The following is a 14,837-nucleotide window of genomic DNA, read 5'->3' on the forward strand; positions in this document are numbered from 1 at the left end:
CCTCGCGCCCCGGTCCTCAGAGCTGCCACTTGTACCCCATCCCCCAGACGGTCGCGATCGGATCGGCGCCGGCCTCGGAGAGTTTCCTCCGGGCGCGGCTGACCTGCATGGATATGGCCGCGTCGTCGGCGTCGCTCTCCCAGCCGAGCACCGCCTCGCGGATCTGCGCGCGGCTCATGACCTGCCTGGGGTGGCGGGCGAGGTACTCGCAGATGGCGTACTCGGTGGGCGTGAGCGGTACGGCCTCGCCGCCCACGGCGAGGCCGCGCGCCCCGAGGTCGATCCGCACCTCCCCGAAGGAGAGGGCGTGCGAGCGCGGCCGGCGCTCACGGCGTAGATGGGCCGCGACCTTGGCGCGCAGCTCCGCGGCCCCGAAGGGCTTGCGGACGTAGTCGTCGGCGCCCAGGCCGTAGCCGGCCACGGCGTCCTCCTCGGCCACGCGCGCGGTCAGGAATATGATGGGCCCGTCGAAGTCCGGGCGGATCTGCCGCACGAGCTCGAAGCCGTCGAGCCCCGGCATCATGACGTCGCAGAGCACGAGGTCGAAGCGCGAGAGGTCCATCCCCGGGACCGCCGTCGGGTCCGCCGCCTTGACGACCTCATGGCCGTCGCGGCCGAGGACGCGCGCGAGCGCGTCGAGGATCGCCCGCTCATCATCCACTGCCAGTATCCTCGCCATATTCGACCTCCTGAAACTCCCGTTGCATTGTACTTGCGCCGCGCTCAGCGGTCTAGAGCCCCGCGCGCAGCCGCGGGCGCCTCGGCCGCATCGCACGCGCGGTAGCGCACGCCCGAGCCGCCGCGCGCCTCGATCTCGAGCCAGCCCTCGCCGTCCGACTCCCGTCCGAAGAAGATGAGCTGGAGCTCTCGGACATTGCCCCTGTCGTCCGCCGCGTCCACCAGGTAGACGTAGTTCGCCCCCGCCCCGGTGGCGTCGGCGTAGGAGCTCGCGTGGCTGCCGGGCTCGGGCGCGGGTGCCCACATGGTGATCTCAGGGTTGGGCAGCACGCGGTCGGCGATCGAGCGCAGCGCCGACCCCCAGCCGGCGTCGAGCAGGGCATTCCCGCCCAGGATGAGCGCTGCGGAGAGGAGGGCGAGCACGGCGGCGAGCGGCTTCCTACTCATCTGCCCTCCCGTCCTCGAAGCGGCAGAACCAGGCCAGAAGGACGGCGGCGGCTGCCAGGGCGAGCACGAGGCCAGCGAGCGCAGTCGTGAGGAGAGGGCCCGCCGCGCGTGCGGCGTCGATGAAGGCCTCCACCCCGAGCGACCCCAGGCGCGCGGGCCAGGCGAGCGGCACCCAGCTCAGGGGCGTCGCCAGGGCACCGGTGAGCTCGCCGGTCATGAGGCCGTGCGCAAGTCCGCCCACCGAGAAGAACGCGAGGAGCATCCCCGCCGCGCCGGCGCCGATGGCGGCGTTGCGGCCGAGGCGCAGGGCCACGCCGAGCCCCAGCGCGTAGAGGGGCAGGCTGCCCAGCACGATGCCCGCCCAGGCGGCCGCAAGCGGAGCGGGCCCGAGCGGCAGGCGCCCGGCGACGGCGAGCACGGCCCCGAACACGCCGAGCGCCACGGCCAGCGCGCCCGCGCCGAGCGCCGCAAGGGCGAGCAGCTTCGCCGCGACGGCGCGCCCGCGCGAGGGGACCGCCGTGAGGTTGGCGAGGCGCCCGGCAGCGCGCTCCTCGTCCACGGCGAGCCCGCAGACGATGGCGGACATGAGCGGCATGAGGGCGCCGAGGAACTGGGCGTAGGCGTCCGCGCCCAGCGCCGGGTCCCATCGGGTAACGGAGAAGTACTCGCCGCAGGCAAGACCGGCTGCCAGGCCGCAGACGAGGTGCACCGCCGTGAGCGGGGAGCGCGCCAGGCGCAGGGCCTCGGAGAGCAGGGCCCGCGGGAGAGTCATGCGCGGCGTCGGGTCGGGGAGTCGTGTCATGGCCATCACCTCTCCTCGGAGCGCGCGAACCAGGCCGCGCCCGCCGCCGTGAGCGCGGCGAACGCGAGCGCGCAGACCGCAAGGCCCGCCAGTGTGAGCATGCCGTCCGCCGTGAGCGCCCCGCCGAGCGCCATGTCCGCCGCGAGTGGCTCGCCGCTCGGCAGCACGGGGATGAAGCTCGTGGGGATGACCATGCTCGCCGACGGCGGAAAGAGCTGCGGCAGCGGCACCAGCGACCAGGCGAAACCACCCACGAGCTGCGCGGCGAGCGGGCAGAAGATGCCCGCGAGCATGCCGAGCCGCGCCGTGAGGAAGAGCCCTGCGGGGATCATCCACGCCGCGGTCACCGTGTTGGCGAGCGCGCAGAGGAGCATCGTGAGCGTGCCCGCGGCCGTGAGGCCCTGCGAGGAGAACGCCGATCCCGCGAGGTAGATGCCGAAGACCACGAGGTTCGAGAGCGCGCAGAGCGCGAGGCACCAGAGCGCCTTGGCCCACCAGGCGCGCCTGAGCGGGAAGCCCAGGCCCAGAAGCCCCCGCATCCGCGTGCGCGCGTCCGCCCGCGCGACGCACGCCACCACGAGCGAGAGAGCCACGGGCAGGAAGAGCGCGTACCAGTAGTTCCACGCGCTGAAGATCTGCACGCCCCGGTAGGGCATCGCGCCGAGCAGCGGCATCGGCAGCGCCATGAGCACGGCCAGGCGAACCGGTGCCGCGTGGCGCGACTTCAGGGCCTCGGCGCGCAGGCCCGCGAGCAGGCCGCCTTTCTCGCCCGTCATGCCGCCACCTCCCCGCGCGCTCGACGCCCCTCCCGGCAGACGCTCATGAAGAGTTCCTCGAGGTCCTGCCCGGGCCGAAGCGCATCCTCGTAGGCGAGGCGCCCCCCGTAGATGATGCCGATGGTGTCAGCCATCTGCTGCACCTCGGAGAGGATGTGGCTCGAGACGATCACCGTCGTGCCCGCCGCCGCGAAGCCGCGGATCTGGTCGCGCAGCTCCTCGATGCCGATGGGGTCGAGGCCGTTGGTGGGCTCGTCGAGCACGAGCAGGCGTGGCCGAGCGATCAGCGCCAGCGCGAGCCCCAGGCGCTGCCGCATGCCCATCGAGAAGCGCCCGGCGCGCTTCTTCCCGGTGTCCGCGAGGTCCACGGCGGCGAGCACCTCATCTACGCGGCTCTCGGGAAGGCCCAGCAGCGTGGTGCGCACGCGCAGGTTCTCGCGCGCGGTGAGGTTGGGGTAGAGCGGCGCCTCCTCGATGAGGCTGCCGATTGCGTAGAGGTCCTCGCGGCGCCAGGCGTGCCCGGCAAAGAGGATCTCCCCGGCCGTCGGCCGCAGCATCCCGCAGATCATCTTGAGCGTTGTCGACTTGCCGGCGCCGTTGGGGCCGAGCAGCCCGTACACCTCGCCCTCGCGGATATGAAGGCTCACGTCGGCCACGGCATCCTGCGCCTGGTCGCCGCGGCCGAAGCGCTTGGTGAGCGCGCGCGTCTCGAGCATGTAGCCCATGGGTTCGTCCTTTCTCTTCCGGGCGCGCGGGCCGAGTCGCCGTGCCCGCGCGCCTTGCCTTTCGGGTTCACCATCCATGGTGGGGCGCGTTTCTAACGAAGCTGTAACGGCCGTTGGGCTCTTTTGGCGCCAGCCCTTCACGACCCGTACGCCACTCATGGTATGTTTATCGCGATAACAAGGACGGAGGTGCCCATGGCGCGCACTTAGTGCCTGACTTTTTTGTTTAAAAATCAATTACTTAAAGCAACGAAGAATCAACGACTTTCCCCCTTAATTCGTCTGCGCAACAAAAACCTGTACACCAGCCTCCAAAAAAGACATGTTTGGTATGTTTGGTGGCTGATGTACACAAAAGCGATAGACATCCCGTCCGATACCGTCCTCATGTCTGGACTCTCTATGCTCGCGCTGGATAGACATCGCTAGAACGGGTATAGTATCGAAAGTTTTGTCGTTTACCAGCGGGGGAGTCCTGTGGGCATCAAAAAGAAGATCAAAAAGGAGCTTATCGGCACTTCCGATTACCCGTCGAATAAGATCTTCACGATCTCCAATTTCATTACCTTCACGCGTCTGATCCTCACGCTGGTCTTCCTGTACCTGTTTGTGACGGACAACAACCGTGTCGTCGCCATCGTCATCTATGCCATCGCGGCCTCCACCGACTGGATGGACGGCCAGATTGCCCGCATGACCAAAACGGTCTCGTGGCTCGGCAAGGTTATGGATCCCATCTGCGACCGTGCGCTGCTATTTACCGGCGTACTGGGCCTGGTGGTCCGCGGCGAGCTTCCCATCTGGGTCTGCGTGCTCATCATTGGTCGCGATATCTACCTTGGTATCGGCACGCTCATCGTGCGCCACTATCACCGCCGCCCCATCGACGTCGTCTTTCCCGGCAAGATTGCGACGGCGCTGCTCATGACCGGCTTCTCGCTCATGCTGTTAGGCTTTCCCACTGTGGATGGCTGGCATCTGCTGCCCGCCACGTTCACGGCCTTCCCGGGCCTCAACGGCAGCCCGGTACCGCTTGGCATCTTCTTTGTGTACGGCGGCGTCATCTTCTCCATGCTCACCGCCGTCATCTATTCCATTAAGGGTGGAGCGGCCATTAAACAAGCCGTGGCGCATCCCGAGGACGAAGACATCGACTTTCTTAACCCCGAAATCGAAGACTAAGTCGTTGGGGTATGATTACGTACAGTTCATTCTTTGCGGCATGTCCGCGTTAAGTTAGGGGTTGTCATGGACAACATGGTTAACAATATGCCTCAGAACGATAAGGCCTCAGACGCCACCTGCGTTTTCCGCGTTCCTTCGAGCGATGTCACCGTTCCCGACCTCATGGCCAACGTGCACATCACCGCGCCCGTCTTATCTATCGTCAAAGGCCCTCAAACCGGTGCAGCCTTTGAGCTCGAGGATAATGTGACCACCATCGGCCGCGATCCCGCTAACGGCATCTTCCTCAACGACATGACCGTGTCGCGTAGCCATGCGCGCATTATTCGCGAGGGTCTGGGTGCCCGCATCGAGGACCTGGGCTCGCTCAACGGTACGTGGGTTGATGGCGCCATCGTCAACGGTGCACCGCTGCACGATGGTTCTTCCGTCCAGATCGGTACGTTTACGCTCATCTACCACGAGAGCACGCCGGAGCGCATCGAAACCGGTGAGTAGGGCATGGCCGAACGCAACTATCTGAGTATCGGCCAGGTCGTCAATCTACTTCGAGGCGCATACCCCGATCTTTCGAACTCAAAAATTAGATTTCTCGAAGATGAGGGGCTCATCACCCCTCATCGCACGCCTAAGGGCTATCGTCAGTACTCCAAGGAGGACGTTGACCGCCTTGAGGTCATTCTGCACCTCCAGAAGACTCGCTACATGCCGCTCAATGTGATCAAGCAGCGCCTGGAAAACGCCACGGACCTGTCTACGCTCGCCTACGAGGTGGGTCTGCTGTCCGATGTTCCGCTCAAGACGGAACCCAAAGAGACTAAGCAAAAGCTGCATCCCATCGAGACCATCCCCGATATGCTTGGCGTCGAGATCTCGTTTATCCGCTCCCTGGCCGAAAACGACCTTATTCGCATCATCAAGAGCCCGCAGAATCGCGAGCTTGTCGATGGCCGCGATTTCCCGATCATCCGCTATTGCTCCGAGCTTTCGCGCTTCCATATCGAGCCGCGCAACCTGCGCCAGTACGTATCGTCCGCAAACCGCGAGTCCTCGATGTTTGAGCAGGTGCTCGTAAGCATGCTCGGTATGGATACTTCCGACGACGAGCGCGATGCCAAGCTCGAGCGTGCATTTAAGAAGCTGCATGACCTCACCGAGGGCGTCCATACCGCTCTGCTCAAGAACCGTGTATTTGAGTCACTCAACGCCGTGGTGGAGGATGCCGATATCGATGCCCTCGACGAGGAGATCGCACGCTCCGAGTCAACCAAGGCCAAAAGCGAAGAGGCATCTACCTCCGCGGTCCCCGTGCGTGAGGAATCCCTCGTGCAGCCGCTCAAGGTTGTCACCCCCTCACGCGCCGGCACCGCCAGCGCGGCCAAATAGACGCTGCTACAAACCAGCCTCCCCTGAAAGGTCATGCCATGTACGACTTCGAATCTCACATCGTCGACATCCCCGACTATCCCGAGCCCGGAGTCATCTTTAAGGACATCACGCCGCTCTTTGGTAATCCCGAGGCGCTAAAGGCCATGGTTGATGCCCTGGCTGAGCATTTTGCCGGCATGGGCATCACCAAGGTCGTGGGTCCCGAGGCCCGCGGCTTTATGGTCGGCGTGCCCGTGGCCGTCGCCCTGGGCGCTGGCTTTGTGCCCGCACGCAAGCCGGGCAAGCTGCCGCGCAAGACGGTAAGCGAGAGCTACGAGCTCGAATATGGCACCGACTCTATCGAGATCCACGCCGATGCCATTACCTCTAAAGATACCGTGTTGATTCTGGATGACTTGGTCGCGACGGGCGGAACCGTCGAGGCAACAGGTAAACTGGTGCGAGATATGGGCGCAAAGCTTGTGGGTTACGGTTGTATCCTCGAGCTTGCGTTTCTCAACCCGCGCGAGAAGCTCACGCCTTCCAACGAGGACGTTGAGCTCTTTAGCCTGGTAACGGTGGACTAGACGTTACCCTTAGATACCGGAAAGGAAGCTCCATGCGCACAGCAAACACGCATAAAAACATGGCACGCTGCGCTGCTACGGCAACCCTCGCTTGTGTTTTGGGCCTGGGCCTCGCGGCTCCTGCCTATGCCGATACCGCATCCGACCTTGCCGCCGCTCGTACCAAACTCGAGCAGATCGGCACGCAAACCCAGCAAATTCATGAAGAACTCTCCGCACAGACGCAGGAGCTTGATCAGACTGCAGGCGAGATCACGCAAAAGCAGCAAGAGATTGCCGAGGGCCAGGCAAAGCTTTCGAGCTACGTTGCCGGTGAGTACAAGACCGGCGGTCTGAGTCTCCTTCAGGTTCTGACGGGCGTCGACGATCTGGGCGACATGCTCAACCGTCTGTTCTATTACGGCAAGGTTTCCGACAAGCAGGCCCAGACCATTCAGGATGTCAAGGACCTTAAGCAGCAGCTCACCGATAAGCAGGCCGAGCAGGAGAAGAACGTCGCCGCGACGCAGAAGAAGGTCGACGAGCTCAACGCCCAGCAGGCTGAGGCCCAGAGTGTCGTGAGCTCCCTGGACTCCCAGCTGCAGGCCGAGCTTGCCGCCGAGGCTGAAGCCAACGCAGCACTTCAGGCCGGCATTAACGCCAGCACCGCCGAGAAGGCTACGGTGAGCAACGACACCGCCGGTACGACTGAGAACACCAACGATGGCGGCAATACGCCCGCGCCCACTCCTACGCCCGCTCCGGCCCCTACGCCGCAGCCCGCCCCGGCTCCGGCTCCGGCTCCGACGCCTTCCGCACCGAACCAGTCTGTTGACGGCGGCTCCGTTGTTTCGCGTGCCTACAGCAAGCTGGGTTGCGCTTATTCCTGGGGCGGCATTGGACCGGACAGCTTTGACTGCTCCGGTTTTGTAAGCTACTGTCTCACGGGCCGCTACTGCCGTCTGGGCACCACCGGCACCTTCATGGGTTGGACCCGCGTGTCCGACCCGCAACCGGGCGATGTCGTGGTTAACTCCTACCATACTGGCATCTATATCGGTAATGGTCAGATGATCCATGCTTCCGACTACAAGACGGGCGTCATCATCAGCTCCGTCGCAGCCGGCATGAACAACAACTACATTTTCGTGCGCTACTAAGTCACTCTGTATAGCAAACGAATGTGAACCTCGTGGCCTTTGGGCTGCGAGGTTCATTTATTTGTGACCGTGCTCCATACATGACCCCAATGAGCTAGTTTTCAATACTAGATGCACGTTTCAAAGGTAAGCAAGATGGCTATAATAAATGAGAAACATCTAGAAAGGACCCTCTATGAGCTGGGCACTTATCTCCGATTCGAGCTGCAACCTCCGCGATTGGCAACCGACCGCGCCCCATACCACCTTTGCATTTGCACCCCTCAAAATTCGAGTGGGGGAGCGCGAGTTCGTCGATGACCTCACGCTCGATGTTCACGAACTCAATTGCGCCGTGCAGGCGGAGTCGAGCGCTTCTTCGAGCGCCTGTCCGAGCGTAGGCGAGTGGACCGAACTCTTTAGGCTTGCCGACAAGACGATTTGCATGCCCATCTCCGAGGGAGTCTCGGGAAGCTACAATGCCGCGGCCACCGCACGTGACATGGTGCTTGCCGAGGAGCCGGACCGTCAGATTCATTTGGTTAACTCGCGAGCCGCAGGTGGCAAAATGGATTTGATCTTCCTGCTGTTCGACCGCTATCTTGCAAGCAACCCAGATACCTCCTTTGAGGACGCCTGCGCCTATTTCGATAGCTTGGAGCAGAACAGCAAGATCCTCTTTAGTTTGTGCAATTACGAAAACCTTGCGAAGGCCGGACGTATCCCTAAGGCGGCCGGCGTTATTGCTAACAAGCTCAATATCCGCATTTTGGGCACGGCGAGCGAAGCGGGCAAAATTGAACTCGTTGGTCACACCCGCGGCGAAAAGAAGATGCTCACCAAGATTGTCGACACCATGGAGGCCGAAGGCTTTACTGGCGGCGAGGTCGTTATCGACCACGTCGAGAATGAGGTAGGCGCCCAGGCACTTGCCAGCCGAATTGCGGAGCGCTGGCCAGGCTCCAAGACTATCATCATGCCCTGTAACGGGCTAGATTCATACTATGCCGAGATGCACGGCCTCATCATCGGCTACGGCATGGGCGTGGCTTCGGGCCGATAATTTCCAACTAGACAAACGCACGGGCGGGATAAGGGGCCAATGGCTCTTTATCCCGCCCGTCTTATGCCTCGATTAGCTATTAAACCCATTAAACTTAAGGTAGCTCATCAGGTATGCCTTCGAAACGAAGGACGATACCGCACTGCGCACGAGCAGCGACTCGCGCGTGACCTGATGGGCGGTATCGGGCACGGGAGTCTGCTCGACGGAAAACGCCGCACGAATCGATGCCTCAAGTTGATCGACTACATAATCGAAAGCAGTCGGAGCGTCGTAACTCAAGCGCTGAATATTAAAGAGTGCCTGAACCGCAGCGATGGGCAGCACCTGCTTAAAGATACAAATGGCGATGAGACGCGCAATCTGCTCACGGCCATACTGCTTTTTAACCGGAGCAGGAACGAGACCGACCTTCACGTAGTTATTGATCATCGATGGTGTGATAACGGGCTGCTCTACGCAAATCGAAAGCGGCTCCATCCACAGCGCAACATATTCAATAACCTGATCGCGATAGAGCGTTACGTTGGGCAGCTGGTCATAGCGTGGCAGGCTCAAAGCGTTGAGCTTACCCACCATATCGGACTGAATAAATGCATCCGGCAGCACCGTCGGCTGAATATCCTCCGGCTTAATGCTGACCGATGTATCGGACATTGGGATAACATGTTTGACGTGGTTCATAAGGATCCTCCGTTCGTTATCTATATTGTATTCTAGGTCATCTAGTTTTGCATATCACATAGCCGCTAAGTAAAAGTGGTTTGACAGCACATTGATGCACTGCCCAACCACTTTGTTTGAAGATAACAACCTTACATAAGATATATTATCGTACTTATCCGTGTAGGAAAGCGTATGCGCTGGTAGCCGCTATGGCTCCGTCCGAAACGGCGGTCACAACTTGGCGTAAACGCTTGGAACGGATATCGCCGGCAGCAAATAAGCCAGGCGTGCGGGTGGCCATCGATTCGTCGGTCACAATACCGCCGTCGGGCGCCAGATCCACCAGATGCTCTACAAGCTCGGTATGGGGCTGCGTGCCAGCAAAGACAAATATGCCAAACGAACCAGGATCAAAGGACTCAGCGTGCATTTCACTAGTCGCATTGTCCTTAAACGTGATTGTCGTGGGCATCGCCTCACCAGAAAGCTCAACAATACTAGTTTGGTACCTAACTAAAATATTATCTTTTGCGAGCACCTTTTGAACCACGCCATCGGGGGCACGGAACTGATCGCGGCGCAAGACGATGGTCACGCTGCTGGCGATTTCTGACAAGAACAGGGCTTCCTCACAGGCAGCATTACCGCCACCGATGACAAAGACCTGTTTACCGCGAAAGAACATGCCATCGCACGTCGCGCAATAAGAAACGCCACGACCGCGATACGTATCCTCGCCAACAAAACCAGCAGATCGCGGCGTGGCACCCATGCAAGCGATAACGCTCGAGGCCAGCGTAACGCCCATATCGTGATGCACCGTAAACAGCGCCGCATCCGCATCGTAATCGATACCTGTAACCATGCTCCATGCAACCTGTGCCCCCAGGCCCTCTGCATGTTGCTGAAACCGCTCGCCGAGTTCGGCGCCACTCAAGAGCGGAATGCCCGGATAGTTCTCGACCTCATTGGTTGTGGCGATCTGTCCTCCCGACATACCTTGCTCTATCACGGTCGTCGTTAGGTTGGCGCGCGCCGCGTAAATGGCTGCAGCATAGCCCGCAGGCCCGCCGCCGATAATCGCAACATCGATCGGCTGATGAGTAGTCATGAAGAGACCTCCTGTCGAAAGATTGGCGTTCTTTGCGCTCATACCCAAATTTATGCGAACGTGACACTCATGCACTACAATGATTCTCTGTGAAACAAAGATGAAGGGGAGATATCGATGGATCAGACGCAGACGAGCGACGACGCTCCCCTGCCCACGCACAGCACTCCCCAATCGGAACAAACCACGCTCTTGGCTCAGCAAAAACCTCTCGTGACTATCGTGCACGCCTCGGTCGGCTCGGGCCACAAGGCCGCCGCAAATGCAATTGCGCAGGCATTCGACCTCATCCGCGGCACCAATGGCATCCCAGAGGATATTGAGATTGAAGTGCTCGATATCCTTGATTTTGGACGCATAAAATTCGACGGCAACAAAACGGCCGCCTCGTTTACCGGCGCCACGCGCCCAATCTATGACTTGACCTGGCGTTATACCCTTACCGGACACCTGCTTTGGGGCGGTGGCACGGCATGGTCGCGCATCATGTTCCCCGCATTTAACGAATACGTTCGAACTCGCAGGCCCATTGCCGTGGTAGCCACACATATCACGGCAGCCAACGTCGCCGTCGGCGCGCGCGTCATTACGGGAATCGACTATCCCGTCATTTGCGTACCGACCGATTACGAGGTCGAGGGTTGGTGGCCCCATAAGGACGCCGACCTATTCTGCGTGGCAAACGAGTTTATGGCCGAAACACTCCGACCCCGTAAGGTTCCCGAGGCAAAGATCCGCATTACGGGCATCCCCATTCGCGCCGGGTTTGATACGGACTATAACCGCGAGGAAGAACTCGAGAAGTTCAATCTCCCCACAGACAAGCTCGTTGTGCTGGTGATGGCCGGCGCCAGTTTGCCTCAACCGTACGTTCGCTTTCGCGCGGAGATGGACCGCACCCTCCCCTTCCTGCGCAGCTTCGAGGACATGCACTTTGTCTTTTTGCCGGGCAAGGATGCCGAATATGCCACCCGTCTCAAAACGCTTTTCGATGCCATGAAACTCGAGAACGTCACGGTTCTTGACTACGTCGATGACATGGCAGCGCTTATGCACGGCTGTGACCTAGCAATTCTCAAATCGGGCGGACTCACTGTTACCGAATGCCTGTGCGCACACCTGCCGATGATTCTGCTGGGCAAGTCCTACGGCCAGGAAAAGGCCAACACCACCATGCTCACCGGCATGGGCGCCAGCATGCATGTCACGACCGCACGCGAGCTCATCGTGACACTGCGCCATCTCCACGATCATCCCGAATCGCTCAAGGCACTACTCATTAACGGCGAAGTGCTGCGCCGTCCACGCGCAGCCGAGGATATCGCCATCGCAACCATGGAGCTTGCAGGCAAACCCCAAAAACGTAAACGTGCCTTCTGCCGCTTCTACTGGGGCGGGAAGCCCGCGCATATCCGCTAGCTTCGGACTGTCCGCTTGCCTGTGGGGGGGCATATATATCATCCCGTGCTCAAACATTCTCGCTTCGCTGCGAAACTGCGCGCGGGACGATATATATGCCCCCCCACAGGCAAGCTGCGTTTACGTACTAGCACCTACACTAGATTCCCCTCCAGTAGAACCAACAAAGGCGAGACCGGAAAAGATAAATACAGTTAGCCGACGCGACAAAGAGACTAGTCCTTTGTCGCGTCGGCTAACTAGAATGTAAATATTTTTTCAAGCGAGTAGCCGCCCGCCTGCCTCTCTCGCATATCGTTCCACGCGCAGTTTCGCAGCGAGCGAAGCGAAGCGAGAATGTTTGAGCATGGAATGATATGTGTGAGAGGCAGGCGGGAGGGATACGAGTGCCCCACGAGAATGTTTGAGCACGGGCTGATATATAGGGCCCTCCCACGGGTGAGCGAACAGAAGCAACTAGGCGACGCCGCTGGAGCCGAAGCCTCCGTTGCCTCTGTCGGTTTTATCTAGTTCGTCTACCTCTACGAGATTGACTGTAGGGACTTCTTGGATGACGAGTTGGGCGATGCGGTCGCCTTTGCTGATCTGGATATTGTTGGTGGGATCCAGGTTGATGAGGATGACCTTAAGCTCGCCTCGATAGTGGGCGTCGATGAGACCGGGCGTGTTGACTATAGACAGGCCCTGCTTAATGGCTAGACCGCTGCGGGGCTGGACAAAGCCGGCGTAGCCATCGGGCAGCGCAATGGCCAAGCCAGTGGAGACCAAGCGGCGCTCAAAGGGCTTGAGGGTGCAGTCTTCGTTGGCACGGAGGTCAAGGCCGGCATCCGTGGGATGTGCGTATTTGGGAAGCTCGACCGTGGGATCGAGACGCTTAATGTTAACGGTAATGTTGGACATGAAATCACCTTAGCTTGTCGAGCTCTTGCAAAAACTCGTCGACGTCTTTGAAATCGCGATAGACCGAGGCAAAGCGAATGTAGGCCACCTTGTCGATCTTGGCCAGGCGCTTGAGCACCATATCGCCCAGTTCGTGGGACGTAACAGCCGTCAGCGTACGCGAACGCAACTCCACCTCGATATCATCGATGATCTCGTTGAGCTTTTTCGTGTCGATATCGCGCTTAATCGTGGCGCGCATCAGGCCGACCAGCAGCTTGTTGCGATCGAACCGCTGCTTAGACCCGTCGGATTTGATAACCTCGATGGGATCTTCGCAGCGCTCGAACGTCGTAAAACGATAATTGCACGAACAGCATTCGCGACGACGCTTGATAGTGTTGTTCGACTCCTGCATGCGGGAATCGACAACGCGGGTATGTGCCTTGCCGCATTTGGGACAGCGCATGGTACCTCCTCCTAAACGATAACAAGGGTACCATGCGACCGAGCGGAAATCTTACGAACGAGCCGGAACTTTCAGAACTGCACCGGCATCAAGGGAGCCGCGATCGAGGTGATTGACACTACGAATCATGTCGGAAGTCTCCTGCGTGGAAAGGCCATCGATGGGATGCTCCTGGGCAAGCGACCACAGGGAATCGCCGGACTGCACACGAACCGTCTCGTAGGTGACGTTGGCTACGGAATCGGCATACGATGCTTGACGAGCAGAAAAAACTGACGTGGCGAGCACAAAGAACAGGGTGAATGCTACAGCAACAGCAACAATCGTCGAAGCCTTCAGGGCAACAGGAGCCGAAGCAGCGGCTGCACGCTGGGTGCGAACAGGTTTAGTGGCCACGGCCTGAAAATGAGAGCGTCCACCCTTCACGACCGTGAAGGCAGGCGAGGCAGGCGCCTCGAGCTTAAGGGCAAGGTTTCCCTGGACCATATCCGCTGCGTTCATTCTGTTCCCCTCTCGTTTGTTTTGACGAGAACTGTTTTATCAAGCCGCGGGGACAAAAAAGTCTAGCGCGGGAACGAGTGTTCGGTTATTATTATCTTCGAACAGTTGTTCCTGTCAAGCAATAATAGAACATTTGTTTGGTATGGGTAGAGAGGAATCCCTGATGGCTCGCAAAATTACCAAGCGTCAGCAGCAAATTTACGACTTCATCAAGGAATATCAGCAGGAAAAGGGCTATCCGCCCAGTGTGCGCGAGATGGCTTCGGCTGTGGGCCTTTCCTCCCCCAGCACCGTACATGCGCATCTCTCCGCACTCGAAGCGCGAGGCTTGCTCAAGCGTGACGCCACCAAGCCTCGCGCCCTCGAGCTCTTTGACGAGGACGGATCTTCCGTATCCATCTCAAAGTCCGATGAGCCCACGGCGCCTCGCGGCACCGTATCGCTGCCTCTCGTAGGCCGTGTCGCTGCAGGGATTCCTATTCTTGCCGAGCAGAATATCGAGGACACCTTTACCATCCCAACCGAGATCGCAACGGACCAGGGGTCCTTTATCCTCGAGGTCCACGGCAATTCGATGATTAACGTCGGTATCTATAACGGCGACTACATCATCGTCCGCGAGCAGAAGAGCGCCATGAATGGCGAGATTGTCGTGGCCATGATCGATGGTTCCGCAACAGTCAAAACGTTCTATAAGGAACAGGGACGCGTTCGCCTGCAGCCCGAAAACGACACTATGGAGCCTATCTATGCGACAAATCCCACAATCCTGGGCAAGGTCGTCGGCTTGATGCGCCGGTTCTCGTAATGCAAAAACGCATCACGGTCTTTGATACCATTCGCGGGTTTACCATGCTGTCGATGGCGGGATTTCATGCCTGCTACGACCTTGCCTACCTATATGGTTGGAAGATGCCCCTTGATTCTCATCTTCATTGCAACAGCCTCAGGACTCAGCGCAACGCGTTGCGCTGAGTCCTGAGTCGCGAATCCGGGTAGGCAACCCCAGAGGGGCCGGAATCCCCCGGCCCGCGATGGAGGGA

Annotated in this window: 19 protein-coding genes; 9 read left to right on the forward strand and 10 right to left on the reverse strand. The window is 59.8% G+C overall.

All coding sequences use genetic code 11. The annotated features are described in order from the left end of the window. Nucleotides 1-16: 16 nt before the first annotated feature. From AAAX73_RS08735 to AAAX73_RS08755, 5 genes are read right to left on the reverse strand one after another with little or no spacing between them, the layout of a single operon-like run. Nucleotides 17-679: a response regulator transcription factor gene (locus tag AAAX73_RS08735; RefSeq protein ID WP_349125655.1), complete on the reverse strand. Its 663-nt coding sequence runs from the start codon at nt 677-679 to the stop codon at nt 17-19. A 44-nt stretch (nt 680-723) separates the two neighbouring features. Further along, on the reverse strand, nt 724-1,125 hold the full coding sequence (locus AAAX73_RS08740; RefSeq protein ID WP_349125656.1) for a hypothetical protein: 402 nt from the start codon (nt 1,123-1,125) through the stop codon (nt 724-726). Next, nucleotides 1,118-1,933, reverse strand: a complete 816-nt coding sequence (locus AAAX73_RS08745) for a lantibiotic ABC transporter permease (protein ID WP_349125657.1) — start codon at nt 1,931-1,933, stop codon at nt 1,118-1,120. The genes AAAX73_RS08740 and AAAX73_RS08745 overlap by 8 nt, the downstream gene beginning before the upstream one ends. Next, nucleotides 1,933-2,703 (reverse strand): hypothetical protein, encoded by a 771-nt coding sequence (locus AAAX73_RS08750; RefSeq protein WP_349125658.1) that lies wholly within the window; start codon nt 2,701-2,703, stop codon nt 1,933-1,935. Before AAAX73_RS08750 ends, AAAX73_RS08745 begins: the two co-directional genes overlap by 1 nt. Continuing rightward, the gene (locus AAAX73_RS08755) at nt 2,700-3,428 is read right to left on the reverse strand and encodes a lantibiotic protection ABC transporter ATP-binding protein (RefSeq protein WP_349125659.1); all 729 of its coding nucleotides are present in this window, start codon (nt 3,426-3,428) and stop codon (nt 2,700-2,702) included. The genes AAAX73_RS08750 and AAAX73_RS08755 overlap by 4 nt, the downstream gene beginning before the upstream one ends. Nucleotides 3,429-3,905: 477 nt before the next feature. Here AAAX73_RS08755 and AAAX73_RS08760 point away from each other — a divergent pair, with 477 nt between their 5' ends. The 6 genes from AAAX73_RS08760 (at nt 3,906) to AAAX73_RS08785 (ending at nt 8,749) form a co-directional block, all read left to right on the forward strand. Beyond that, nucleotides 3,906-4,610 carry a CDP-alcohol phosphatidyltransferase family protein gene (locus AAAX73_RS08760; protein ID WP_349125660.1) on the forward strand — a complete coding sequence of 235 codons (705 nt, stop codon included), beginning with the start codon at nt 3,906-3,908 and terminating at the stop codon, nt 4,608-4,610. Nucleotides 4,611-4,676: 66 nt separating this feature from the next. Beyond that, the gene (locus AAAX73_RS08765) at nt 4,677-5,111 is read left to right on the forward strand and encodes an FHA domain-containing protein (protein WP_022094516.1); all 435 of its coding nucleotides are present in this window, start codon (nt 4,677-4,679) and stop codon (nt 5,109-5,111) included. A 3-nt stretch (nt 5,112-5,114) separates the two neighbouring features. Continuing rightward, entirely contained in the window at nt 5,115-5,999 is an 885-nt protein-coding gene (locus AAAX73_RS08770; protein ID WP_349125661.1) for a MerR family transcriptional regulator, read from the forward strand. Between the two features lie 38 nt (nt 6,000-6,037). Beyond that, nucleotides 6,038-6,568 carry an adenine phosphoribosyltransferase gene (locus AAAX73_RS08775; protein WP_349125662.1) on the forward strand — a complete coding sequence of 177 codons (531 nt, stop codon included), beginning with the start codon at nt 6,038-6,040 and terminating at the stop codon, nt 6,566-6,568. A 32-nt stretch (nt 6,569-6,600) separates the two neighbouring features. Further along, nucleotides 6,601-7,707 (forward strand): NlpC/P60 family protein, encoded by a 1,107-nt coding sequence (locus AAAX73_RS08780; protein ID WP_349125663.1) that lies wholly within the window; start codon nt 6,601-6,603, stop codon nt 7,705-7,707. A gap of 175 nt (nt 7,708-7,882) precedes the next feature. Next, nucleotides 7,883-8,749, forward strand: coding sequence for a DegV family protein (locus AAAX73_RS08785; RefSeq protein WP_349125664.1), 867 nt, complete (start codon nt 7,883-7,885; stop codon nt 8,747-8,749). Nucleotides 8,750-8,821: 72 nt separating this feature from the next. Here the strand turns inward: AAAX73_RS08785 and AAAX73_RS08790 are convergent, their stop codons facing one another. Next, nucleotides 8,822-9,433 carry a DUF1836 domain-containing protein gene (locus AAAX73_RS08790; protein ID WP_199411531.1) on the reverse strand — a complete coding sequence of 204 codons (612 nt, stop codon included), beginning with the start codon at nt 9,431-9,433 and terminating at the stop codon, nt 8,822-8,824. A gap of 154 nt (nt 9,434-9,587) precedes the next feature. After that, nucleotides 9,588-10,526 carry an FAD-dependent oxidoreductase gene (locus AAAX73_RS08795; protein ID WP_349125665.1) on the reverse strand — a complete coding sequence of 313 codons (939 nt, stop codon included), beginning with the start codon at nt 10,524-10,526 and terminating at the stop codon, nt 9,588-9,590. A gap of 117 nt (nt 10,527-10,643) precedes the next feature. Here AAAX73_RS08795 and AAAX73_RS08800 point away from each other — a divergent pair, with 117 nt between their 5' ends. Continuing rightward, the gene (locus AAAX73_RS08800; RefSeq protein ID WP_349125666.1) at nt 10,644-11,945 is read left to right on the forward strand and encodes a glycosyltransferase; all 1,302 of its coding nucleotides are present in this window, start codon (nt 10,644-10,646) and stop codon (nt 11,943-11,945) included. A 456-nt stretch (nt 11,946-12,401) separates the two neighbouring features. On the opposite strand, the gene dut is transcribed toward AAAX73_RS08800, so the two are convergent. From dut to AAAX73_RS08815, 3 genes are read right to left on the reverse strand one after another with little or no spacing between them, the layout of a single operon-like run. Continuing rightward, a complete protein-coding gene (gene dut, locus AAAX73_RS08805; RefSeq protein ID WP_349125667.1) occupies nt 12,402-12,845 on the reverse strand; it encodes a dUTP diphosphatase in 444 nt (147 codons plus the stop codon). Between the two features lie 4 nt (nt 12,846-12,849). After that, nucleotides 12,850-13,293 (reverse strand): transcriptional regulator NrdR, encoded by a 444-nt coding sequence (gene nrdR, locus AAAX73_RS08810; RefSeq protein WP_055285168.1) that lies wholly within the window; start codon nt 13,291-13,293, stop codon nt 12,850-12,852. 51 nt (nt 13,294-13,344) lie between these two features. Continuing rightward, the gene (locus AAAX73_RS08815; protein WP_349125668.1) at nt 13,345-13,794 is read right to left on the reverse strand and encodes a LysM peptidoglycan-binding domain-containing protein; all 450 of its coding nucleotides are present in this window, start codon (nt 13,792-13,794) and stop codon (nt 13,345-13,347) included. Nucleotides 13,795-13,957: 163 nt separating this feature from the next. Here AAAX73_RS08815 and lexA point away from each other — a divergent pair, with 163 nt between their 5' ends. Continuing rightward, entirely contained in the window at nt 13,958-14,602 is a 645-nt protein-coding gene (gene lexA / locus AAAX73_RS08820; RefSeq protein WP_215674789.1) for a transcriptional repressor LexA, read from the forward strand. A gap of 53 nt (nt 14,603-14,655) precedes the next feature. Further along, the gene (locus AAAX73_RS08825) at nt 14,656-14,769 is read left to right on the forward strand and encodes a hypothetical protein (protein ID WP_349125669.1); all 114 of its coding nucleotides are present in this window, start codon (nt 14,656-14,658) and stop codon (nt 14,767-14,769) included. Nucleotides 14,770-14,837: the final 68 nt, after the last annotated feature.

Source organism: Collinsella sp. CLA-ER-H9 (assembly GCF_040092295.1).
In the GTDB taxonomy this organism is placed as follows: Bacteria; Actinomycetota; Coriobacteriia; order Coriobacteriales; family Coriobacteriaceae; genus Collinsella.

Excerpts from the sequence above, each read along its gene's own strand:
- AAAX73_RS08735 (WP_349125655.1), bottom strand. The coding sequence starts at position 679 with ATGGCGAGGATACTGGCAGTGGATGATGAGCGGGCGATCCTCGACGCG.
- AAAX73_RS08740 (WP_349125656.1), bottom strand. The coding sequence starts at position 1,125 with ATGAGTAGGAAGCCGCTCGCCGCCGTGCTCGCCCTCCTCTCCGCAGCG.
- AAAX73_RS08745 (WP_349125657.1), bottom strand. The coding sequence starts at position 1,933 with ATGGCCATGACACGACTCCCCGACCCGACGCCGCGCATGACTCTCCCG.
- AAAX73_RS08750 (WP_349125658.1), bottom strand. The coding sequence starts at position 2,703 with ATGACGGGCGAGAAAGGCGGCCTGCTCGCGGGCCTGCGCGCCGAGGCC.
- AAAX73_RS08755 (WP_349125659.1), bottom strand. The coding sequence starts at position 3,428 with ATGGGCTACATGCTCGAGACGCGCGCGCTCACCAAGCGCTTCGGCCGC.
- AAAX73_RS08765 (WP_022094516.1), top strand. The coding sequence starts at position 4,677 with ATGGACAACATGGTTAACAATATGCCTCAGAACGATAAGGCCTCAGAC.
- AAAX73_RS08770 (WP_349125661.1), top strand. The coding sequence starts at position 5,115 with ATGGCCGAACGCAACTATCTGAGTATCGGCCAGGTCGTCAATCTACTT.
- AAAX73_RS08775 (WP_349125662.1), top strand. The coding sequence starts at position 6,038 with ATGTACGACTTCGAATCTCACATCGTCGACATCCCCGACTATCCCGAG.
- AAAX73_RS08780 (WP_349125663.1), top strand. The coding sequence starts at position 6,601 with ATGCGCACAGCAAACACGCATAAAAACATGGCACGCTGCGCTGCTACG.
- AAAX73_RS08785 (WP_349125664.1), top strand. The coding sequence starts at position 7,883 with ATGAGCTGGGCACTTATCTCCGATTCGAGCTGCAACCTCCGCGATTGG.
- AAAX73_RS08790 (WP_199411531.1), bottom strand. The coding sequence starts at position 9,433 with ATGAACCACGTCAAACATGTTATCCCAATGTCCGATACATCGGTCAGC.
- AAAX73_RS08795 (WP_349125665.1), bottom strand. The coding sequence starts at position 10,526 with ATGACTACTCATCAGCCGATCGATGTTGCGATTATCGGCGGCGGGCCT.
- AAAX73_RS08800 (WP_349125666.1), top strand. The coding sequence starts at position 10,644 with ATGGATCAGACGCAGACGAGCGACGACGCTCCCCTGCCCACGCACAGC.
- dut (WP_349125667.1), bottom strand. The coding sequence starts at position 12,845 with ATGTCCAACATTACCGTTAACATTAAGCGTCTCGATCCCACGGTCGAG.
- nrdR (WP_055285168.1), bottom strand. The coding sequence starts at position 13,293 with ATGCGCTGTCCCAAATGCGGCAAGGCACATACCCGCGTTGTCGATTCC.
- AAAX73_RS08815 (WP_349125668.1), bottom strand. The coding sequence starts at position 13,794 with ATGAACGCAGCGGATATGGTCCAGGGAAACCTTGCCCTTAAGCTCGAG.
- lexA (WP_215674789.1), top strand. The coding sequence starts at position 13,958 with ATGGCTCGCAAAATTACCAAGCGTCAGCAGCAAATTTACGACTTCATC.
- AAAX73_RS08825 (WP_349125669.1), top strand. The coding sequence starts at position 14,656 with ATGGCGGGATTTCATGCCTGCTACGACCTTGCCTACCTATATGGTTGG.